The sequence below is a fragment of the Vibrio echinoideorum genome (genome assembly GCF_024347455.1).
Taxonomy (GTDB): domain Bacteria; phylum Pseudomonadota; class Gammaproteobacteria; order Enterobacterales; family Vibrionaceae; genus Vibrio; species Vibrio echinoideorum.
This window is the reverse complement of the sequence record NZ_AP025484.1, coordinates 338,786-360,250: the sequence shown is the minus strand read 5'-3', so window position 1 is coordinate 360,250 and position 21,465 is coordinate 338,786. Positions and strand designations below refer to the sequence as shown.

Below are 21,465 nucleotides of genomic sequence, written 5' to 3'. Positions count from 1 at the left end.
GTGCTTAGTCATTTATCTAACAACATGACTGAAAACGCATGGCGAACAAGTGCATCACACCAACGCCTCACAACCAATAAGCATTCACTAGCGTTAAAACGCAAACATTCTTTTATCAGTCGATAATTCAAAACAGTATTGTGCGTGTTTTTCAAGGCACTCAAACACTTCTCGATCCAACTTATAATTATCGACGTAGTCCCTCAAGATAGCCATCGTCTGTTCTAACGTCATACCTGCACGATAAGGGCGTGATTGAGATAATGCTTGGAACACATCTACCACTGCGACGATCCGACTCGGTTGGTCTAACTCTTCAGCCGTTTTTCCCATAGGGTAGCCAGAACCGTCTAAGCGTTCATGATGATTGGATGCCCACTGACAAATTTGTGGAGAACTAAATAATTCCTGCAATGCAAATCGAGTGTCCGTCGCGTGCCGCTTAATACAACAGTACTCTTCTTCAGTCAGTAAATCCGGCTTATGCAGAATGTTATTTGGCGTTTGCAGTTTACCTATATCGTGAACCAACCCTGCTAAATAGAGCTTTCGTTGAGTTTTATATGAATAACCCAGTTGCTTGGCTAAGTACTCAGAGAGTTGGCCTACCTTTAAGGAGTGCTTAAAAGTAAATGAACTCTTTGTATCAACAACATTGGCAATAAATTCAGCAAAGGCAACCGTCTCATCCAATGACATTTGTTGAGAAAAGAAGGGCACCGGTTCAAAGTTATCCCTCATATTTTCGATGTAGGGTATTTCCATCGAAAACCAAAAATCATCCAGATCGACCAATTCACACATATGTTGAACGAGGTTGGTTTCGAACATTTCATCCACTTGTTCAGTCAAGCATTCAATAATGCTCGCCTTGCCATCTGGAGTCAGGTTCCCATACCGATCTGAAGAAGTGATGCCGTAAAGGTAGTCGACCCGGTCTGCTAACATGACAATCGCAGCCAACTCCTTTTCTAACTCGCTGATCGGCATCGCCTTAAGCTCAACCCAAGGGGTATGGTGATAAAGCACCGGCTTAGCGAATATAGAAAGAACCGGGCACTCTTTTAGGATTTGATAACCCTTTTGACAATGGTGATAGCTCGCATCTGGAACAAACCCTGAAGTCAGGCTGAGCTGCTCATCAATTTGCGATACACCACAGTCGTGAATTAACCCCAATGAGAACGCAAGTTGCGCCTGTTCTTCTTCCCATCCGACACTCAGAGCACATCGATACGCGATGTAGCCCACCCTTTGTCCATGATTTTTGCTTTCAAAACCGACGTTATCAAGCGCCTTCGCAATACCAAATAGAGCCTTTCTAAGGTCTACGGTTACATTCTGGCAATGTTGAATCATTATTTAAGCCTAGCATTTTTATAGTTTTTATATGTTTAGGATGCCAATACTAATGCATAGCTAATGATTATATACACAACTATTGTAAGGTTTAACGAGTTTCGTGATAGAACTAACGTATCACGTAATATTCGCGCTACAAGTTGTTGCATATTGTTTATTATGCGACATTATATCCTGCTGTTAATCGTACATTTTCAAACCAACCGAGGACAAAAACACGTATGTTCGAAACTGTTATAGACGAAGAACTCTCCATCGCATTGGTCGAAGAAAGCTTTGCTACCCATTACGCTGACTATTCACAAAGCCAAAATGAATACCTTAGCCAATGGTTAGCATGGCCACCGCACTGTAAAACAGAGCAAGACTTTAGGATTTTTATCCAGCGTTCGTTACACGATTATGCTGAAGGGAAAAGCATGACATGTGCCATCGTGTATCAAGGGAAGATCGTCGGTAACTGCAGTTTCAATACCATCGACCACAATACCAGGAAGGTAACGATTGGCTATTGGGTGTCACAGACTCAACAAGGCAAAGGCATCGTCACTCGTGTGGTTAAAAAACTGATTGATATTGCTTTCAATGAGTTAGATATGGAAAAGATTGAGATATCAGCCGCCACTGAGAACATGAGTAGCCGTAAAGTTTGTGAGCGCTTACATTTCACACTGGAAGGCATCATCACTTGTAACGAGAACTTGAATGGTCGCATCATAGACCATGCTATTTATGGACTTCATCGCTCGAAGCGATAACAACACTCGCCATTTCTATGTAGAACATAAATGAAAGCCACGGCATCAACCGTGGCTTTCATTTATCTAAGCATTACCCGCTGATAGATAGGTGTTGAAGGCTAATACATCAGCGCTAGAAACTAATACATACGCGTTAGAAGCTAATACATACGCGTTAGAAGCTAATATATTAGCGTTAGAAACGAGTATATCAACGTTGGAAACTTGTATATGAACAGTATCAGCTAACATACAATCTTTACTCGCGAGTAAATGTCTGCAAATAGACCCGCTTACTGTACCTTCGAAATCACGATACTGAACTTAGCACCGCCATAGTTGCTATTGTCAACTTTGATATCCCAAGCAAGCTTTTTAGCGGCCGACATAGCAATAGCAAGGCCTAACCCCAAACCACCCGTTGTTGAGGTTCTGCTTGAATCTAGACGGGAAAACGGAAGAAACACTTCATCACGACTGTCTTCTAGAATTCCAGAACCATTATCTTCAATAACCACTAACCAATTTTCTGAATTCTCATCCAGTGTCATCCACACCTCATCACGCGTGTAATTACCCGCGTTTTTGAGAATATTATCGAAGACCAAACGTGCCATTGAGCAATCACACTTAATCTTGCAATCTTGCCCTACTTTGGATTCAAAGAGCACATTATCTAACTGAGAGTAACGAATACGATCGAGACAGTACTCATGAAGGTCAGAGGTCACTTTAACGAGCTCAAAGAATGAGTTATCCATGACATTCAACTTCGACAGCATGATAATTTCTGAAGTGAGATCGTTGATATCCTCAATGTAGGTATCAATATCATCGAAAAGCGCCTGATGATGGTCGGGGGCTCCCCTTCTTAGAATATCGGTCGCCAGCTGAATACGACTGAGCGGGGTGCGCACCTCATGTGGAATAGCTTGAGCAAAGATGTGGCTTTGTTTCACTTTGCTCTCGATCTCTTCAGCCATGAAGTTAAAGCTGCTGGCCAAATCTGACACAGGATGAATGTCGTCTAGATCAGAACGAGTACTGAGTTTCCCTCGACCAAACTGTTTTTGCTTCTCAACCAGCAACTCGATTCTTTCTTGAAAACGCCTCACAGGTAAGTAAACACTTGCGCCGATCGCGACAATAATGGCGAACAAAAGCCCAAGTAGAAAGTTTCTTTCTGAATCTTCATACCATTCAATTTCAGGAGAGAAAAAATCCCCTACCTCACTGAACGCGAAACTAAATTTAGAATTTGGAAGTTGAAACACCGCCGAGTACAGATCGTTATCACTGAGATATATGGGTACACCATTTAAAGTGGTAAATAACTCGCATCGTTGGCAGGGAGCCTCTCCCGACCAATTATCTAACAGGCGTAAATTGAAGATATAAAATTGTTGGTAGCCTGTTCTATCGAGTTCTTTATACAGTGAATTATATTGATTGTGCTGACGGGTATACTGCTCAACGAAGTAAATACCATCATTTAAGAAAGTTTCGATCTCGGTTCTTCGCATGTGCCCTTCACCTAGGTTCACAAACAAAAAGATCGTTGCCGACATACCAACCACAATCCCAAGATACAATCGAGCAAACATCGAAACAGAACGAAGTTTCGCCGTTATGAACTTACGCAACCAGCATGTACCCCTTATTGCGAACCGTACGGATCAACTGTTTGTCTTTTGCGTGAATGCGTAGTTTTCGTCTTAAACCGGAGACTCGCATATCAATAGAACGATCATTAAAAGCGTAATCAATCCCTCTAAATAGCTGACAACATTGGTCTCGAGTAACGACTTGACTGATGTTATTAACCAGAAGATTTAAGATTTCAAACTCAGCAGAAGTAAGTTTGAGGTTCTGACCATACAGAGTGGCACTTTGGGCGGTCGTATTGATCACAATATCACATTGCTTTTCAGGGGCTATTTCTTGAGCGGTGATAACAGGGGAAGCTCTACGTAACAGCGCTTCAATTCGCGCTAATAAGGCATGACCACGAATTGGCTTTGCGACGTAATCGTCGGCACCAAATTTGAATAAACTTACTTCACTCATTTCATCAGCAGAGGCCGTCAGTACCAAGATCATTCCATTATAAAACTCACGAGCTTGACGACAAATCTGTGCACCGTTCATACCAGGGAGCATTAAATCCAATAAAACTAAATCTGGTTCGATATTTCGGATTGCATCAAGAGCCAAATTCCCCTCATGAACCACGCTAACATTGTAACCTTCAGCTTCGAGATAAAGTGTGGTTAAACGAGCTATCTCTTGGTCATCTTCGACAATGAGCACTTTGGTTTTCGACATTCCTATCACCCGTATTTATTAAAAGCGAAGGCAGTATATATACTGCTCATATATCCTCAATGCTGTTATTAGAGCATTAATTTTACCGTACGCAAAACATAATGATCGCTTTTGTAAATATACATTTACAAAACATAGCGACGAGCTATCAGTTCGCCCTAGTTTACGTAAATATCGCAGTTCAGAGCGAATATCTTCTCCAGTTTTAAGTGGCTTTACGCCCCTTACATTTGCTTTATTTTCTTACTTACACTTACATTTTAGATGTTTACAAAACCCGTTCGAACCAACCATCCATACACTAATGATATGCTGGTTAATATCACTAGAAATCCTCACATTAAAAGATTAAAACGCTAACCAACAACAACCAAAACATAAAGAAAACGATTGCTTCAACTTGGAAGCAGTGCTTTAGATTGCTGAACGTAAGGTGGAGTCTGTTAAGCCATATATTCTTCAAGTAACATCCAACCCAATAATAAGTAGAACCAATATCTGGCAATCATTACTTTCCTCACTGGGCCACTTTAAAATGAAAAAATCGCTTCCATTGTTACTGACCGCTGTTGCTTTCGTCTCAACACCTTTAGTGGCTGATACCTATAAGCAAGAAATGGCCAACAAGATTCAAGAGCAAGTTAGGTCTTGGATAGACATTCAAGTCGTCCCACAAAGCAGCATTATTCAAAAGATGGCCTTTACCTGTGATTTCTATAACGCGACACCTTACATTAAATCACCAGACGGCAGCGAGAGCAGCTCTGGCTCATATCGATTTTACTCACATAACGGTGTATTAGGTTCAATGACAGAACCCTTTACCACTCAACCTCTGCCAGAGTTAACTATGTGCCTAAAAGAGGGCTTTGTGGTTACCAATCGAGATGAAGCTCAACTGTTGTTCGAAGCCATTGAAACGGTGTACCCAAACCATTCTATGTTCGACGATAACTTCCCCAAAGAAATCATAGAAAACGCAAATGGATGGCACTTCATCGATGGTGAGATGTTTGAAGACAAGAAAGGCTATGTCATTAAAACCAGTCCAAAAGGTAAAGTGACCAAGATCATCCGATCTCTAAGCCTTTAACACGTGTTTCTTGTTGAAAATAATGTTTTTCTTTAAGACGTTATTTTCATTAACACACGGTTTCTTACTGGCTATTAAACGTCAGAATCCAATTCGATAAGCGACCAACTGAATGGATAAGCTCAGTAAACGTCGTTCGACCAGAATATCAGTATGCAGAGTTCAACATGATGACCAGTTATCAACCTTTCGAACATCTCAAGTGTCCTATTTGGATATATGACATTGATAATAAGAGAATAACTTGGGCAAACAGCAGCGCCCTCCCTCTCTGGGAGTCTGAATCTTTATTTGAACTAACATCTCGCGATTTCGGCATCGAGATGTCTAAAGCGATCGAAGCGACATTGGAAGAATACCAAAGACAATTTCTACGTCATGAAAGCATCAAAACATGGTGGAATTTTACGCCCAAATACATTTCTAAGCGGGCATTGTGTTTATTTTCAGGAATCCCATTGACCGATGGCCGCACTGGAATGCTGGTTCAAGTCATTGCTGAAGAAGGTAGCCTCAAGCATGATCTGGCATGTTCTGACGGTGCGAATCTATCCCTCTTATTTGATAAGTCGGGGAAGATAGTGAGTGCTAACTCAGCATTTTATCAAAACTATGGTTGCCCGTTCACCACCCTCTCTGATTTCGTTTCAAGCGAAGAGATTGCTGCACAGTGGTTATTTTACGCACGTAAGGGAGGCGAGGTATTAGAGGAAGTCAGCTGCAAAATTGATGAAAAGACTCATCACTTTGATGTTCAAGGCAAATGGCTATTCGATAAAAGTGAATTACTGTTGAACCTTACATGCACAACAAAGCAGAAAGAGCGCCTAATAAAAGCAAAATACAACGCTGAACACGATTGTTTAACCGAACTGTATAATCGCAGGGGTATCACTAACTTATTAGAAACCAGCATCGCCTATCGTGCGCCATTTGAATTAATGTTTGTGGATCTTGATGGCTTCAAATTAGTCAATGACACCTACGGACACAGTGCAGGTGACCAACTGCTCAAACAAGTTGGTGAACGTCTTAAACAACTGGTCGACGAAACCTGCATGATCGGTCGATTTGGGGGCGATGAGTTCATCGTAATCGCTCATAACTGCCGTAACCACAATATCCCGCTACTCTGTTCTCGCATTATTGACGCACTAAACCGAAGTTTCCACATCAGTGGTATTGGCACGCTGTCTGTGGGGTGCAGTATCGGTACCGCACATTTCCCAGATAATGCCGTCGATCAAGAATCATTGTTGAAGCAAGCGGGTATGGCGATGCATATTGCCAAAGCTAACGGTCGAAACCGCTTCCAGACATTCACTCCTGACTTAGCGCAAACTCTTCATCGCAAAGTTGAAATCCGTCATCGCTTGGCCCAAGCCTTAGAAAATGATGACCTCACTTTGCATTACCAACCGATCATGAACACCAACAGCGATAAAGTGAAAGGATTTGAAGCTCTGCTCCGATGGTCCGATGAAGACTTGGGTAACATAGCTCCAGATGAGTTCATTACTTTGGCGGAAGAGACCGGGCAGATAGTACCGCTTGGAAAGTGGGTTCTCAATTCTGCACTTAAACAGCTATCGATGTGGCATCGAGAGTTTGATAACCAGTTAATGATGAGCATCAATATCTCAAGTATCCAGATGCACGCCAGCTTCGCCCAACAGCTATCAGCGATGCTCAACTTTTATAATATACAACCTCAAAGTATCGCTCTTGAGATCACAGAATCTTCAATGATCTTTAAACACGGTGAAGTTAGACAAGCATTAAGTGACATTTCTAAACTAGGGGTTGAACTTCACCTTGATGACTTTGGCACGGGGTACTCGTCACTCTCGATGCTCCATGACTTGCCCATTAGCACCGTTAAGCTCGATAAGAGCTTTGTCCACGGCTCACACAAAGGGAGTAAAGCGATTGTTCAAGCTACCCATGCAATTTGTGAAAAATTAGGGCTCAAAGTCATTGCAGAGGGAGTCGAAACAGAAACGCAGAAAGCTTTCTTAATCGAATGTGGTTATCAGTACTTACAAGGTTTTTTATTCAGCAAAGCTATTCCTTCAAACCAAGTGGAAAGCCAATTTTTGACCGAAAATCAAGGCTTAAAGCAATGATAAATAACGCTTCTTACCATTTAGATATGAGCACAGATGCTTACACAAGCTTACATTTGTGATAAAGCCACTGAAAATAAACCTAACCTGTTGTTTTAAATGAAAATAATTAAAATAACCAATAGAAATATTGTACGGCACTTATACCTACAAACTGTAATGGCATAACGTTTTCGATTACTCTATGCCAAGTCCTTAATAGTATTAACAAAAGTAGTCAACATGAGAACACAGCGCGGCTTCACTATATTGGAACTTATCATCTGCTTAGCCATTCTAGGCCTAGTTTCTGCCGCTGCGATGGTGAAGTTCTTAGGCATACAAGGAAATGCGCGCGCAAGTAAAATTCACGATGTGGCAGGTAACCTGCGTACTGGTATCGACATGATTTACGCTAAGTCAGCCATTGCGGGTGTCGAGGGTCAATGTAACTATGTTGAGAAAACAGAAGTTGAAACCTACTACGTTTGTCATGGTTATCCGATAGCCTATGTCGACTCATTGAGAAGGTTGTTAAACATCGATAGAACCGAGCTTCACGTGATAAACAAGGAAGTCGTTCCAGACAGCAACGCTGAGAGGGTAGCCGCTATCTCATTTGATACCGACAGTTACACCTATTCACCTGAAGGGGATTTCTGCCAGGTTCTTTACCAACCAGAAAAAGAACCACAAATTGTTGTTCTTGATGGAGCATGTTAATCAGTAATTAAGCAACAGATCTTAACTCAAAGACTGTGACTACCCTCCAATATAAATAGCGACATACTGACAAAACCATTATTTAATTAAAAGGTAACCAAATATATTAAATATGGGAAAAGTCCAAAACATTAAACATGGGGGAGGTTTTTCTTAAAATACTAAAAAATATACTGTTAACAATACATCCAAAAAATACTTTACGTAAAAATGGAAAAACCTTTCTCCTTCATATCACTATAAATCGGGCTAAATAGACAAACCAATCGATTTCATCAAAAAATCCAAATAAAAAATCATTCCACCACTCGCTATTAATATTTACATCAATAAATATCGACTTACCTCTCCATCAAATTATAAGATCATTTATATATTATGAATAGGTTGTCATTCTTAACAATTTGGTTTTATCTTGAAAACGTCTGATAAATCTCACATACCAATAGACCTAAAGAATAAAAACAAACCCTACATTAGCAAGCCCTAAACTTCAGTGTGAAAGCTATGAAATGTAAGGTGTGAAATGGATAAATTCTAAAACAAAGAGATAAATCCCCTTTATCCCTTGTAAATCATCGACTTTCATTTATAAATTCAAGTTTTGGATGAGCATCTCTATAACCTTTAATTGAAATCCAAATTCTGCGATTAGTATCAACATCTTGAGAGGAAATAGTGACATTTTAGTTATGTTATTTAGAAAGGACTCTTGGGTTGATTTAAAATCCCAGTCATTACATATCAATCACGTAAATATAATAACTATCGCTTAGGAGTTGAGCTATGCACTATTCTTTCAATATAAACAACAATAATGAGAGCTTGCAACTGATTTATAATGAAGAAAAGATTTATATCAAGATCGACAGTAATAAGATATCAGAGGAAAGCCTCAATAGTAAAGAGAGCTTTGTTTTTAAATACTTAATTGAAAACTCATCAATATCAAACCCGCAATCTGCTAGAGATGTAGAGGAATCTTTTAAAGCACATTTTGATGAAGAGTTCAGTTTATACGCATTGAAAAATATTATTGCCTCTATACGGAAGAAATATCGAAGTCTATGTGAGAAAGCAAAATTTAATAACAATAATGAACTTATATCTAACCTTTATAAGGTTGGCTACTTCATTGACCTCGATAAAAGCTCAACAAACCGCATCGCCCCCAAGTACAACATCAATCAATTCAAGCCTAACCACATCGAAATGTTAAAGCTGATGCTTAACACTTACCACAGAGATTTCATCAGAGCTTTGATTCTCGTGTTCACTGTTTCTTCGTTTATCTTATTCGTTGTCTACCTTTTCCAAATCCTTTATACGACGAAAATTGCAGACGAATACAGTGAAAATACTAAGCAAATAGCGGAAGAAGTCATGAGTTATGGCTGCGAAAGCGAAGGTGCCGTGCACGCGATGAGACACTCACTCAACCTTGACTCGCTTGTCATGACAACCCCACGCGGTTCATGCTACATCTCCACTACACGCTCAAAGATGGTAGACCTCGATAAAATTGACGAGTTTTACGACAGTCTCGATTTTGCTTATTCGCGCTTTTCATCCCCTGAAGAAGATATAGATCTCATCGCACGTATATCTAAACGCGCTATCGAAGCCCGCTACAGGAATTCATTGCTACCACTACTTGTAGATTCAGTTGCCATCCAAAAGAATGGTTTTCATATTCTTTACTTAGGTGAAAACAGTCAGTCGATTTATCAAACCACTTTACCTACTGGTGCAACTATCACATTTTACAGCGATGACATTGTTGTACTGTGGGTCGCACTCTCGCTTTTGTTAGCAACACTGCTTTATCACTCTTATATTGTTGGTTTCGTCGTTTATATGCTTCGTTGGAGACACATTTCTTTTGAAGAAGAGCCGATCATCAACACTGAAGACAACAGCGTTTTATATTATGAATTGTTAACTAGAGTGCGTAACGTCGGAGTCTTGAGTTTCATCGATACCATGAGACGTACCAATTTACTCACCTTCCATACTATTTTGATCATTGAAACGGTCAGAAATGCCAAGTCGCATAACAGCCACGAAATTTATGGTGTCAATGTCTGTCCAAGTTCATTAGTCGGTACCAACTTTGAAAAGGTTAAAGAACATCTAATGGCAATGGAGGCGAACGAATTTGTTGTCGAAATCACTGAATACTCGAATATCGGCTACGGATGCGAAGTCATCGATAACATCAAAGAAATCAAAAAATTAGGTATTACAATCGCATTGGATGATTTTGGTACAGGAAACAATAACATCGAAATCATTAGTGCTATTGATCCAACGTACTTGAAGCTGGATCGTTGTTTCGTCAAAGACATTGAATCGGGTGAGCACCATCAAGGTGTGTTACTCAACATCTCAGAAATTGGGCGACTATCAAACATCACGATGATTTACGAAGGTGTAGAGACCCGCAAACAACAATATATCTTGTGTCAGTTGGGCTACAACTTACATCAAGGTTACTTATACAGCAGACCTCAAAGCACAACGAACTGATCACTTTCGTCAAACTTAACTACCTGTGAGCTCAATTTAGCCAACTGAAATTACGTACTAAAGGCGACTGCTTCAGAGCTCACAGGAAATATGCCTAACCTTTCATCAAGCGACAACAGATTATCGAAATGATAACCAAACGATAAGTCGAAGTGAAATGACAGGTACTTCAACATCTTCTCCTCGTTCCAAGCCTCTACCATCAAATACTTCTAATAGGTTTACCTTCTCAAGACCAATAAAGAGCTTGCCAATTCTAACAAATAGGTTAGTGTTATACACATGTATAACACCATGCAGTTTTAATTATGACCGAATGGAAAGACGATCAACCGATCTTTAGGCAGCTTGCTACAAAGATCAGCGACCAAATTCTTCAAGGTGTTTGGTTAGAGCAACAAGCGTTACCTTCAGTGCGTGCTGTTGCCGCTGATCTCAAGATCAACCACCTTACTGTCATGAAAAGCTATCAGTTACTGGTGGATGAAGACTTGGTAGAGAAAAAGCGTGGCCAAGGCATGTATGTGGCTGAAGGGGCACTTCAAAAATTGAAAGAGTCTGCGCACCAATCATTCATCAACACCCAGATCCCAGCCATCGCTGAGACGCTACGCATCATTGATATGAGTGTCGAAGAACTCGTGAAACAGCTAGCACAACATATAAAGGACAAGTCATGAGTACTTTACTTTCAGTGAAAAACGTAACCAAAACCTATTCGAACCAAGTGGGTGTCGAGAACATCAACTTCGAGTTAAAGCCAGGGCAAGTACTTGGGCTTCTGGGCCACAATGGCGCGGGTAAATCTACACTGATCAAATCACTGCTTGGTGGCCACAACTATCAAGGTGAGATTGAAGTAAACGGCTACCACCCTATCCACCAGCACGCAGAGCTCATGCAGCATTTATCGTATATTTCAGATGTTAACGTGTTACCAGAGTGGATGACCGTTAAACAGCTGCTTAGATACACACAAGGTGTGCACCCTAGCTTCAACAAACAAAAAGCAGAGCTGACGTTAAGCAGCACCAACATTAAGCTCTCTTCTAAGATCAAACAGCTTTCTAAAGGGATGAAAGTTCAACTTCATCTCGCGATCATCATCGCGACTGACACTCAAGTGTTGATATTAGATGAGCCAACGCTGGGCTTAGATTTGCTGTACCGCGATACTTTTTATCGCCACCTATTAGAATGGTTCCACGATGGCGAACGCGCCATGATCATTGCGAGCCATGAGGTTTCAGAAATTGAACACCTATTAACGGATGTACTGATTTTGAAGCAAGGTCATTGTGTACTACAAAAGAGCATGGAAGACATCGAGCACGACTATTTCATTATCGAAGTCGCAAACAACCATTCAAGCGAGATTCAAAAACTCAACCCACTGACCTCACAATCAGGGCTAGGGACGACTAAGTGGCTATTAGAAGGTCAATACAAAGCGCAGGTTGAATCACTGGGTAACATCTATAACGTTGGTCTCGCAGATCTATTCCTTGCAACACAGACGGAGAAGGCATAATGCATCCAAGTTTTTACATGCTAGAAAAAGAACTCATCGAGCATAAAGTTAACACTCGATTGCCTTTGTTTGTCGCATTATGTGGTTTCTTACTGTTCGTTGGTCTGTTCTTTAATGGCGCAGCGCAACATGAGTTTTTCTTCGAAATGCAAGTGAACGGTGACGTGAGCGACATCCACAGAGAGTTCGCACAAGATCTCAACTCAGTGATTTACTTCGGCGCGGGCCTTATTTCACTGATCCTGTCGACGCTATATATCCCTAAAACGCTACGTAAAGAACGCCAAGAAGGCAGTTCAATGTTTTGGAGAAGTATGCCGGTATCCAACGCAATGACTCACGGCGTGAAGCTAGGCTTCGGTTTAGTGGTTATTCCGGCTATCTGTGCGTTGTTAGTACTGTTCGCAGATTTTCTATTCTGGATATTGAACGTCTCAAGTGAGCAACAACTGGCACTATTGGTTGAGCAGCAATCTCTGTTTTATGTGCTGAGTAACTGGGTCGTGTTTTTTGGAAGAATGATGTTAGTTGCACTGGTTTTATTGCCACTGGCAACTGTCACTCTAGCTATTTCGCAGCTGGTGAACTCTCCGCTGCTTGTCATTTTCATCTCAAGCTATGCGATTAAGTTCCTCTCTGTCGCCGTGTTTGGGTTCTATGGCATCAATGACTTCCTATCTCTTATCGCGTCATTACCAATGAATGTGCTCATAGCAAGCAACCCATTCAGCGCGATTGCAGAAGCGCCTATCTTATCTTTAGGTATTTACGCATTGATTGGTGTTGGTGGTTATCTACTGAGCCTTAAATTGAATAGAACGGACGATGTAAGCTTGAAGACGTTGTTCCAACGATAGAGTCATCTATCCTTATCGGATAACATCAGATACTAAATCTAAAATCAAAGCTTCTGAGAAATCGGGAGCTTTTTTTGATCACGACTTTGCGAATACAGAGATGGGTAACAAGAACAAAGGGACAAAGAGGTTTTAGTTGGGAGTAACAGAGTGAAGCAACAAGAGAATCTAAGAGGAGGTATTAATGAGCTGACATTGAATTGCATTATTATTAATGCCTGTCAGCTCTTTGGGGGATGATTTCTTTAGTCGCCGACCAGATGAAGGTCCTTGAGAGTGCTAATGAAATCGATTTGCTACGTTTTACATTTGATTAAGCTTTTCAGCTTTTTTATTTTTAAGCTTTATGATTTAAAGCTTATTTCTTTGAAGCTTCTTTCGCTGTGTCTTTCCAGTATTGGATACGAACGCGATGAAGCTGTGCTCTTCTCATTTTTTTCATAAGGGATATTTCCTTTTCTTTAACTGCTCTTCATGAGCTATTTTTATTGCCAACCATTCGAATCTAACGGTGTTTGATGTCCAGATCAATGATACAAATCACAAAATTTATAGAGTTTTGAGTACCATTTACATTAAAGTATGACCTAGTTATCAACTATGGCTCAATTTAATATCTTAAGCCGTTGTTCGAGATTTAGATTAGTTCTCTCAGATGACAAATTCATTTCAGTATCAATACAGTTCAATGATACGTATTTAATAGACCGGACCAACGCGGATTTAGTTCCAACGTCTTATTTTTTATTGCTCACATCGCCTCTAAAGTTACGCTGTAACCAGCACTGTATTCAATGCGAACAAATAATCGCCACATTAGCCTGTACGTCACAACATCAAAATGGGATTATGTTTGTAACGGATAGAGCTTTTGATAGAAAAAAGCCGTAATGAATAAAATTAAATGGACGTAATTATGAGTAAAGTAATTCTGCAAGGGCATATTCTAGTGCCAGACAAAGACCTCGAAGCCGTCACACAAGCCTTGGTTGTACACAAAGAACTGACACTGGAAGAACCTGGTTGTATCGTGTTTCGAGTCAGTCAAAGCACACTTCAACCTCATCGTTTTGAAGTGTATGAAGAATTCGTCAGTAGAGAGGCATTCGAAGCCCATCAACAGCGCGTAAAAGCTTCTGAGTGGGGTGACATCTCAAAGAACGTGACTCGTCATTATCAAATAACCGACGTTACCACCTCATAAATGTCCGAGCCATTCGCTAACAGCGTTGTCAGGTTGACCAAACAAGATCCCTTGCGAATGCAGATTTTAGGGTGTGTATGTCAACTGGGTTTGCCACAGTGCTATGTCGCCGCAGGCTTTGTGAGAAATCTCGTTTGGGATCACTTGCATGACTTTGACTCCCCGACTCCACTCAATGATATTGATGTGATCTACTTTGATCCCATTGATACCTCCTACGAATCGGGTCTTCGATACGAGGATCTGCTTAAACAACGGTTACCTGAACTAAATTGGCAAGTTCGCAATCAAGCCAGCATGCACATCAGAAATGGCGACAAACCCTACTCAAGCTCATTAGATGCGATGAGTTATTGGCCTGAAAAAGAGACAGCGGTTGCCGTACAGCAAAATCTCACAGGGGAGATCGAATGTATTTCTGCTTTTGGTTTAAAGAGCTTGTTTGATTTAAAAATCACACCGAACCCTAATCGCAGTCGCGCCGTGTTTGATCAAAGAGTCCAATCTAAAAACTGGCTAATCCATTGGCCAAAATTAAATATTGAGTAGAGCCTCACTTAACTCAATAATATCCGCAGGTAAATCGAGTTCGGCTTCTCCGGTAAATCGGTCGACTCTACAGCTAAAACCATTGACTAAAAGCCCAATCAGATCGAACATGCCCCACTTATTACTTATTACTTATTACTTATTACTTATTAGCTTAGTAAGTTAGTAACTAACCAAGTCATCAACCGCACGCGGTCACTAACTGCTGCGCTCTCTCGTCATACTGAGTAACGACCATGAACCAACAATACATGCTGCAAGCTCTTGAAGCTTCGCTCCAAGCCCTACCCGATTGTCAACCAAACCCGCCTGTGGGCTGTGTTTTGGTTAAGAACGCTAAGGTAGTGTCTGTTGGGTACACACAAAAGGTCGGGGGAAACCACGCCGAGGTCGAAGCTTTGAATCACTATGATGGAAAAATGGAAGGCGTTACCGCTTACGTAACATTAGAGCCATGTTCATTTGTAGGCAGAACACCCGCTTGCGCCAACACTCTTGTTAAAGCAGGCGTCAAACATGTTGTAGTGGCGATGCTAGATCCAGACCCTCGTAATAATGGTCGTGGTGTTGCGATACTTGAGTCGCATGGCGTGAAGGTTGATGTAGGGTTATACCAAGCACAAGTGAGTGCCTTTCTAATCCCGTATCTTGGTAAGTCTTAACTCGTCGTTTTTGGTCAGTTGGCATATTGACCTATTAACTGGGTAACGCTAATTCAGCTTCACTCGGTAAAGCGGATTGACTGTCTTATCGACAAAATACGACCAGATATGATCGTAGACCGCATGTTGGTTTGGAAACGGTGCTAACGCTTTCGCTTCATCTAAATTGCACCAACGATACTCGGTATGTTCATCATTCAGCTCTACCTCTTGATTCGGTGGGCATATCACTGCAAAAACAGGGATCAACTGAATCACATTAACGTGAGCTTCGTAAAACTGCTCAAGAAACTGCGCGTTATACAGGGCTTCCACTTCAATTTGGGTTTCTTCTTCAAACTCACGAACGATGGCTTGCCAGCCTGTTTCACCCGCCTCAATCGAGCCTGCGACGTGGCACCAAAATTCGCCTTTCACACGCTTCATTAATAGCATTTTCGTTTGTCCGTCGATCTCAGAAAGAGCGACACCAGCCACGATGGAAGTATTAAGTGGAATCATAACGTTACCTTAGTTGGAACAAGAAAGCGGCAAGGCTAACATCGTTCTTTTTCTAAATTGTCTTCTATGATTAAAAACGAGAAGCCACCCATCAATTTATGGTTATCAAGCCTTACTCGTGATTTTTGCATTGCAGACCATAGTTGTTGTATCTAGTCATTGAGCCATTTCTTATTTGAGGCGCTTTTCGATAAAGAGTAGAATCGCCGCCTTGTACTGTGTTTCAGAGCTCTTTTATCATACACAGTAGACTCACAGCCATTTATCACCACGATATAAGTAGTAAGACGACAATAATATGCACTCATCAAAACCAACGCACGCTTCAGACAATAGCCACACACCTGAGGATTGCTTCACTCGCTTTCAACAGCCGATCGAGTCATATTCGTTGCCTGAGCGTTTCACCTTCCCGTTCTATTACGAGCCGCATCCATTGTGTGAATTCGCCTCACACCAGCTTCAACAATACCTAGAGACACAAACCGATTGGCAACATGACTTCGGGTTAGAGTCTGACGCTGGCCGCGGCAAGATGTTTGGTGTGTTATTGGTGAAAAGCCCCGAAGGTGAATTGGGGTATTTCTCTGCTTTTTCAGGGAAAATAGCCGACCAAAACCTATTGCCTCACTTTGTACCGCCTGTATTTGACATGTTAAGTAGCGATAGCTTTTTCCATCAAGACACGGCCGACATGATGGCTGTGAATGCGAAATTTAAAGCGCTGCAAGTGAACGCTGAATACCTTGAGCTGTGTGAACAATTAGCACAACAGAAAGCACAGGCAGAGCAAGAAATTGAAGCTCAACGTCTATTGATTATTGAAGGCCGAAAAACACGCAAAGAACAACGTGAGCAAGGTAAAGAAAACCTTGATGAGCAGGCCTTTGAACAACTGAATAACGAGTTAAACAAGGCCAGTGTTGCCGACAAAAATCAGCAGAAATATCTTAAGCTCAACTGGGAACAAATTCTGAATGAACTGCAAACTAAAGTTGATGTGTTCACCACTCAACTGGCAGAACTCAAAGAGCAAAGAGCACACCTTTCTCATCAGCTCCAACACAAACTGTTTTCACAATACGCTTTCCAGAATGCGGAAGGAAACATTGAAGATCTTAACCAGATCTTTGAAGACACCCCCAACAAGATACCACCAGCAGGTTCTGGCGAATGTGCCGCACCAAAGCTTCTGCAATACGCGTATTTGAACGGTTACACACCATTGGCATTGGCTGAATTTTGGTGGGGGCGTTCCCCGAAATCAGAAATCCGCAAGCACAAGAAATACTATGCCTCTTGTCAGAGTAAATGTGTTCCGATTCTCGGCCATATGATGAAAGGCCTTGAGGTGGATCCAAACCCATTGTTAGAAAACCCAGCAGAAGGTAAAGACCTCGATATTCTGTTCCAAGATGAGCACATCGTCGTGGTACATAAGCCAGCAGGTTTTCTATCAGTACCGGGAAAAACAATTAAAGACTCGGCCTACACACGTGTTCAAGAAATGCACCCTAATGTAGAAGGGCCATTTGTTATCCACCGCTTAGATATGGCCACCTCTGGCATCTTGATATTCGCTCTTACACGACGCGCGAACAAAAGCTTACAGAAGCAATTCATTATTCGTGAAGTTGAGAAGCGATACGTAGCAATGATTGAAGGCGTTTTAGATCAAGATGAAGGTTATGTTTGCTTGCCAATGCGTGGTGACTTATACGATCGTCCTCGTCAGATTGTTTGCTTTGAACATGGCAAACACGCTGAAACCAAGTGGGAAGTGATTGAGCGAAACCAAGACACCACCAAGGTTTATCTGCACCCGAAAACGGGTCGTACGCACCAATTGCGTGTTCACTGTTCACATGAAGAAGGGCTTAACATGCCTATTTTGGGTGATGGACTGTATGGCAACAAAGCCGACCGACTGCACTTACATGCAGAAAGGCTTGCTCTGCACCACCCAGTGACAAAAGAGTGGATGGTGTTCCAGTTCGACGCAGAGTTCTAAACGCTCTCGCTTTCCTTAATAACGCGTTCTCACCTGCACATTTTGATAATTAGTTTCGGCAGTTCCGCGCTTTATAGAAAGGAGTCACAACCATTTGTGACTCCTACCTCTTTCGGATAGTTATCCACGCTTATTGCACTACATCAAGGTTCATTTTCTTGTGACGAGTAGCATGCTCCACTTCTTCTTTCCTTGAGGCCTTTGATATGTCATCAGCTGCTTTGAATTTGCAATCGAACACACCACCTACACCTTTAGCTACTGCACAAGCATCTGGCTTACAACCAATCATCACTAAAAAGCCAGACTTAAACTCTGCAATGCTGAGCTTGATTGAAGAAGTTAAAAACGAACTCCCTCTATATGAATCAGAGACGTTTATCTGTGGGCCAAAAGGCAACTGCTCTGGTTGTTCTAAAAAGTTGTTAGAAATGGTCGACAGCGAATTGATGTATTGGGAACACAACATTTTGATTGGCCAAGGCCCTAACTTCGAAGAACTGCGTCGCTTTGGAAAACTTTGCAGCAGCGTAAGACGTGGTCTAGAGCGCAACGGCTTAGTCGAAAAACGCCCAAAGAAAAGATAACAAGCCAAGTCGTTGGGCATTGTGGTTTCGTTGAGTATTACAATATCGTTAGCCATTACAATGTCACCAGCTATTACAAGGCCACTAGCGAATACAAGGTCACTAGTAATTAAAATGTACCGTGACTATTACAGCCTATCCCTACCACTAACTGGTTGAACTCGTTATCCATAAAAGTGATAATATTTTGTAATACAATTAAGCACAAAGACAAGCTCTTAAAGTCTGTTCACTACATTCTGTAGTGAATCCGTCCTTCATGTCTGAAGTGCTTAAAACCTTCTGTAAACCAATATCCTATCGAATAAACGCCTTTCTTGGATAACAGGGAGATACCTTGAAGAAACCACAACCAGTACTGGGTAAAACCGGCATGCTATTTTTCCTCGTCATCATCAGTGCGTTTCCTCCATTGACCATCGACCTTTATTTACCTGCACTACCACAAATGGTAGAGGTGTTTAACACTGACCAATCGATGGTCAATCTAACCCTGAGCAGCTACTTCGTTACCTATGCCTTCGGTCTGTTGTTCTGGGGGCCGCTCAGCGAAAAGTTTGGTCGTAAGCCGATCCTATTGATTGGATTAGCGAGCTATATGGTGGCAAGTGTAATATGTGCCATGACCAATAGCATCGAGCAGTTAATTGGTGCTCGTATATTCCAAGCTTTTGCGGGCAGTGCCATCACCGTTATCGCAACCGCCATCGTGAAAGACCTTTATGACGGCCGAGAACGTGAAAAGATCATGGCGACCATCATGTCACTGGTGATCATCGCGCCAATGGTCGCGCCGGTATTTGGGGCGTTCCTACTGAAAATCGCGTCTTGGAGAATGATGTTCGTCACTCTCGCTGTTTTTGGTGCGTTCGCGTCAGTATTAGCTTGCTGCTATCGAGAGACGCTCGAAACCAAGTACCAAGGTTCTATGTTCCGTTCATGGGGAAGAATGGGCGTGGTCATGAAAAACCGATCTTTCGTCAAATTGCTGGTGATCTTCTCTATCACACCAATGGCACTGATGGGTTTTCTGGCCGCCGGCTCTTATATCTACATCAATGACTTCGGATTAACCGAGCAGCAATTCAGCTACGCTTTCGCATTTAATGCGTTGTGCGCCTCATTCGGGCCAACCATTTATATGAAGTTGTCCTATCGAATGCCAGTTCAAAAAGTGATTACAGGGTGTTTTGCTCTACTGGCAATCGCAGGAATCTTCACGCTAACTGTAGGTGGATTGTCACCTTGGTTCTTCGCATTTATCGCAGCTCCCGCCACTTTAATGGCCATCATAATGAGAGTGCCCGGCACTAATTTAATGCTAAATCAGCAAGATCACGACACAGGTTCTGCCGTCGCACTGATCCAGTTCTTCAGCATGATTTGTGGCTCACTTGGCATGGTGTTGGTTTCAATACGCCCAGATTCTCTAATTGAAAACCTAGGCTTTATCCAATTATCGGTGGGAATTCTAGGCGGATTAATGTGGCTAATGGTCAGAAACAAAGAGTTCGTGACTAAGAAACTGAATTAGGCACATCCAAAATAGCTAAGTTTGTACTCAAACACGATTTAGGGCGTCCTCGATCGTGTTTGAGGTCTCGTTATACCTAGCTTTAACGCATATTAGCTCCAATGACCTCAATTGGAGCAAACCCCATGAAATGGACACACTTACTGTTCGCAATTCTACTTTCTATTTGCACTTCGGCCCTCGCTTCTAGTGTTGGATTCACCCAAATCACCTTACCCAATACCTCTAATAATCTAGAACGCCCACTCAACACCGCAATTTGGTATCCAACTTTAGACGATTCAGACACTGTTCTTATTGGGGACAATCCAGCATTTATCGGTACCAAGGTCATAAAAGGAGCCAAACTCCAACAAGGAAAATTCCCCGTAGTACTGTTGTCGCATGGCTATAGAGGAAACTGGCGCAATCAAAATTGGTTAGCGACAGAGCTTGCCCATCGCGGATACATCGTCGCTGCTGCTAATCATCCGGGAACCACGACTTATAACCAATCGCCTCAGCAGGCGGCCAAATGGTGGGAAAGGCCTCGCGATATCACACGAATCCTTAATCACCTACTAACCGAAGCTCAGTGGAAACACGCCATTAATACTGACCAAATTTCGGCAATCGGGCATTCATTGGGAGGTTGGACAGTGATGCAATTAGCGGGGGCGAAAATCGATAGAGCAGCTTTAGAGGTTGAGTGCCTAAAATACCCTAACCCGCGTACCTGTGGGCTTTCTGCAGAGTTAGGGCTGTCAAAAATTCAAGTTACAGAGCCAAACAATAAAGACCTTTCAGATCCTAGAATACAGCGCGTTGTAAGTCTTGATTTAGGGCTTGCGCGGAGTTTTTCAGTACGCAGCCTAAATGACGTCAATGTACCAACCCTAGTATTGGCCGCTGGTATTGATATTGGGGACTTACCTCAAGCCTTGGAGTCTGGCTACATTGCAGAGCACATGCCCCTTAATTTAAGACGCTATAAGGTCTATGAAAGCGCTACCCATTTCAGCTTCATTCAAAGCTGCAAACCTGGGGCAGAAGCGATGCTTGAAGAAGAAGTCCCTGGCGATGGTATTATTTGTAAAGATGGCGTAGAGACCACACGCAAAAAACTTCATCAACAGGTGTTATCTGACATCGTTAGCTTTCTAGAACAGTAAA

General features: G+C 42.0%; 20 protein-coding genes. 15 read left to right on the top strand and 5 right to left on the bottom strand.

Annotated elements, in window-relative coordinates:
• Positions 1–93 precede the first annotated feature (93 nt).
• On the bottom strand, positions 94–1,359 hold the full coding sequence (locus OCV36_RS17935) for an HD-GYP domain-containing protein (protein ID WP_135458308.1): 1,266 nt from the start codon (positions 1,357–1,359) through the stop codon (positions 94–96).
• Between the two features lie 224 nt (positions 1,360–1,583).
• On the opposite strand from OCV36_RS17935, the gene OCV36_RS17930 reads away from it, so the two are divergent.
• Complete coding sequence (locus tag OCV36_RS17930) at positions 1,584–2,120, top strand: GNAT family N-acetyltransferase (RefSeq protein ID WP_135458310.1); 537 nt, start codon at positions 1,584–1,586, stop codon at positions 2,118–2,120.
• 275 nt (positions 2,121–2,395) lie between these two features.
• Here OCV36_RS17930 and OCV36_RS17925 read toward each other — a convergent pair whose 3' ends face one another.
• Both OCV36_RS17925 and OCV36_RS17920 read right to left on the bottom strand, forming a co-directional pair.
• On the bottom strand, positions 2,396–3,745 hold the full coding sequence (locus tag OCV36_RS17925) for a sensor histidine kinase (protein WP_135458313.1): 1,350 nt from the start codon (positions 3,743–3,745) through the stop codon (positions 2,396–2,398).
• Positions 3,738–4,427 carry a response regulator transcription factor gene (locus OCV36_RS17920; protein ID WP_029225272.1) on the bottom strand — a complete coding sequence of 230 codons (690 nt, stop codon included), beginning with the start codon at positions 4,425–4,427 and terminating at the stop codon, positions 3,738–3,740. The genes OCV36_RS17925 and OCV36_RS17920 overlap by 8 nt, the downstream gene beginning before the upstream one ends.
• A gap of 535 nt (positions 4,428–4,962) precedes the next feature.
• On the opposite strand from OCV36_RS17920, the gene OCV36_RS17915 reads away from it, so the two are divergent.
• From OCV36_RS17915 to OCV36_RS17875, 9 genes are all read left to right on the top strand, one after another.
• Complete coding sequence (locus OCV36_RS17915; protein WP_135458315.1) at positions 4,963–5,520, top strand: hypothetical protein; 558 nt, start codon at positions 4,963–4,965, stop codon at positions 5,518–5,520.
• 116 nt (positions 5,521–5,636) lie between these two features.
• Positions 5,637–7,646: a putative bifunctional diguanylate cyclase/phosphodiesterase gene (locus OCV36_RS17910; RefSeq protein WP_135458317.1), complete on the top strand. Its 2,010-nt coding sequence runs from the start codon at positions 5,637–5,639 to the stop codon at positions 7,644–7,646.
• A 222-nt stretch (positions 7,647–7,868) separates the two neighbouring features.
• Complete coding sequence (locus OCV36_RS17905; RefSeq protein ID WP_017076585.1) at positions 7,869–8,348, top strand: type II secretion system protein; 480 nt, start codon at positions 7,869–7,871, stop codon at positions 8,346–8,348.
• A gap of 786 nt (positions 8,349–9,134) precedes the next feature.
• Positions 9,135–10,877 carry an EAL domain-containing protein gene (locus OCV36_RS17900; protein WP_135458318.1) on the top strand — a complete coding sequence of 581 codons (1,743 nt, stop codon included), beginning with the start codon at positions 9,135–9,137 and terminating at the stop codon, positions 10,875–10,877.
• Positions 10,878–11,185: 308 nt separating this feature from the next.
• On the top strand, positions 11,186–11,557 hold the full coding sequence (locus OCV36_RS17895) for a GntR family transcriptional regulator (RefSeq protein ID WP_135458320.1): 372 nt from the start codon (positions 11,186–11,188) through the stop codon (positions 11,555–11,557).
• Positions 11,554–12,408: an ABC transporter ATP-binding protein gene (locus OCV36_RS17890; RefSeq protein WP_102552750.1), complete on the top strand. Its 855-nt coding sequence runs from the start codon at positions 11,554–11,556 to the stop codon at positions 12,406–12,408. The genes OCV36_RS17895 and OCV36_RS17890 overlap by 4 nt, the downstream gene beginning before the upstream one ends.
• A complete protein-coding gene (locus OCV36_RS17885) occupies positions 12,408–13,265 on the top strand; it encodes a hypothetical protein (RefSeq protein WP_017076580.1) in 858 nt (285 codons plus the stop codon). Before OCV36_RS17890 ends, OCV36_RS17885 begins: the two co-directional genes overlap by 1 nt.
• A gap of 916 nt (positions 13,266–14,181) precedes the next feature.
• On the top strand, positions 14,182–14,469 hold the full coding sequence (locus OCV36_RS17880; protein WP_135458322.1) for a putative quinol monooxygenase: 288 nt from the start codon (positions 14,182–14,184) through the stop codon (positions 14,467–14,469).
• A complete protein-coding gene (locus tag OCV36_RS17875) occupies positions 14,470–15,018 on the top strand; it encodes a nucleotidyltransferase family protein (protein ID WP_135458324.1) in 549 nt (182 codons plus the stop codon).
• Here the strand turns inward: OCV36_RS17875 and OCV36_RS17870 are convergent.
• Entirely contained in the window at positions 15,004–15,129 is a 126-nt protein-coding gene (locus tag OCV36_RS17870) for a hypothetical protein (RefSeq protein ID WP_261887540.1), read from the bottom strand. The genes OCV36_RS17875 and OCV36_RS17870 overlap by 15 nt on opposite strands.
• Before the next feature lie 125 nt (positions 15,130–15,254).
• Here OCV36_RS17870 and OCV36_RS17865 point away from each other — a divergent pair, with 125 nt between their 5' ends.
• Positions 15,255–15,680: a bifunctional diaminohydroxyphosphoribosylaminopyrimidine deaminase/5-amino-6-(5-phosphoribosylamino)uracil reductase RibD gene (locus OCV36_RS17865; RefSeq protein ID WP_135458326.1), complete on the top strand. Its 426-nt coding sequence runs from the start codon at positions 15,255–15,257 to the stop codon at positions 15,678–15,680.
• A gap of 48 nt (positions 15,681–15,728) precedes the next feature.
• Here OCV36_RS17865 and OCV36_RS17860 read toward each other — a convergent pair whose 3' ends face one another.
• A complete protein-coding gene (locus tag OCV36_RS17860) occupies positions 15,729–16,181 on the bottom strand; it encodes an NUDIX hydrolase (RefSeq protein ID WP_135458328.1) in 453 nt (150 codons plus the stop codon).
• A 298-nt stretch (positions 16,182–16,479) separates the two neighbouring features.
• Here OCV36_RS17860 and OCV36_RS17855 point away from each other — a divergent pair, with 298 nt between their 5' ends.
• The 4 genes from OCV36_RS17855 to OCV36_RS17840 all read left to right on the top strand — a co-directional run bounded on the left by OCV36_RS17855 (position 16,480) and on the right by OCV36_RS17840 (position 21,464).
• Entirely contained in the window at positions 16,480–18,192 is a 1,713-nt protein-coding gene (locus OCV36_RS17855) for an RluA family pseudouridine synthase (RefSeq protein ID WP_135458330.1), read from the top strand.
• A gap of 206 nt (positions 18,193–18,398) precedes the next feature.
• Positions 18,399–18,779, top strand: coding sequence for a hypothetical protein (locus tag OCV36_RS17850; protein WP_135458331.1), 381 nt, complete (start codon positions 18,399–18,401; stop codon positions 18,777–18,779).
• 337 nt (positions 18,780–19,116) lie between these two features.
• Positions 19,117–20,313, top strand: a complete 1,197-nt coding sequence (locus OCV36_RS17845) for a multidrug effflux MFS transporter (RefSeq protein WP_449364431.1) — start codon at positions 19,117–19,119, stop codon at positions 20,311–20,313.
• A 125-nt stretch (positions 20,314–20,438) separates the two neighbouring features.
• Positions 20,439–21,464 carry an alpha/beta hydrolase family protein gene (locus tag OCV36_RS17840; protein WP_135458333.1) on the top strand — a complete coding sequence of 342 codons (1,026 nt, stop codon included), beginning with the start codon at positions 20,439–20,441 and terminating at the stop codon, positions 21,462–21,464.
• Position 21,465: the final 1 nt, after the last annotated feature.

Bases quoted from the DNA above. Each gene is read 5' to 3' on its own strand.
- OCV36_RS17905 (WP_017076585.1), top strand. From the start codon at position 7,869: ATGAGAACACAGCGCGGCTTCACTATATTGGAACTTATCATCTGCTTA.
- OCV36_RS17935 (WP_135458308.1), bottom strand. From the start codon at position 1,359: ATGATTCAACATTGCCAGAATGTAACCGTAGACCTTAGAAAGGCTCTA.
- OCV36_RS17870 (WP_261887540.1), bottom strand. From the start codon at position 15,129: ATGTTCGATCTGATTGGGCTTTTAGTCAATGGTTTTAGCTGTAGAGTC.
- OCV36_RS17920 (WP_029225272.1), bottom strand. From the start codon at position 4,427: ATGTCGAAAACCAAAGTGCTCATTGTCGAAGATGACCAAGAGATAGCT.
- OCV36_RS17895 (WP_135458320.1), top strand. From the start codon at position 11,186: ATGACCGAATGGAAAGACGATCAACCGATCTTTAGGCAGCTTGCTACA.
- OCV36_RS17930 (WP_135458310.1), top strand. From the start codon at position 1,584: ATGTTCGAAACTGTTATAGACGAAGAACTCTCCATCGCATTGGTCGAA.
- OCV36_RS17885 (WP_017076580.1), top strand. From the start codon at position 12,408: ATGCATCCAAGTTTTTACATGCTAGAAAAAGAACTCATCGAGCATAAA.
- OCV36_RS17860 (WP_135458328.1), bottom strand. From the start codon at position 16,181: ATGATTCCACTTAATACTTCCATCGTGGCTGGTGTCGCTCTTTCTGAG.
- OCV36_RS17850 (WP_135458331.1), top strand. From the start codon at position 18,399: ATGTCATCAGCTGCTTTGAATTTGCAATCGAACACACCACCTACACCT.
- OCV36_RS17865 (WP_135458326.1), top strand. From the start codon at position 15,255: ATGAACCAACAATACATGCTGCAAGCTCTTGAAGCTTCGCTCCAAGCC.
- OCV36_RS17900 (WP_135458318.1), top strand. From the start codon at position 9,135: ATGCACTATTCTTTCAATATAAACAACAATAATGAGAGCTTGCAACTG.
- OCV36_RS17840 (WP_135458333.1), top strand. From the start codon at position 20,439: ATGAAATGGACACACTTACTGTTCGCAATTCTACTTTCTATTTGCACT.
- OCV36_RS17855 (WP_135458330.1), top strand. From the start codon at position 16,480: ATGCACTCATCAAAACCAACGCACGCTTCAGACAATAGCCACACACCT.
- OCV36_RS17875 (WP_135458324.1), top strand. From the start codon at position 14,470: ATGTCCGAGCCATTCGCTAACAGCGTTGTCAGGTTGACCAAACAAGAT.
- OCV36_RS17880 (WP_135458322.1), top strand. From the start codon at position 14,182: ATGAGTAAAGTAATTCTGCAAGGGCATATTCTAGTGCCAGACAAAGAC.
- OCV36_RS17915 (WP_135458315.1), top strand. From the start codon at position 4,963: ATGAAAAAATCGCTTCCATTGTTACTGACCGCTGTTGCTTTCGTCTCA.
- OCV36_RS17890 (WP_102552750.1), top strand. From the start codon at position 11,554: ATGAGTACTTTACTTTCAGTGAAAAACGTAACCAAAACCTATTCGAAC.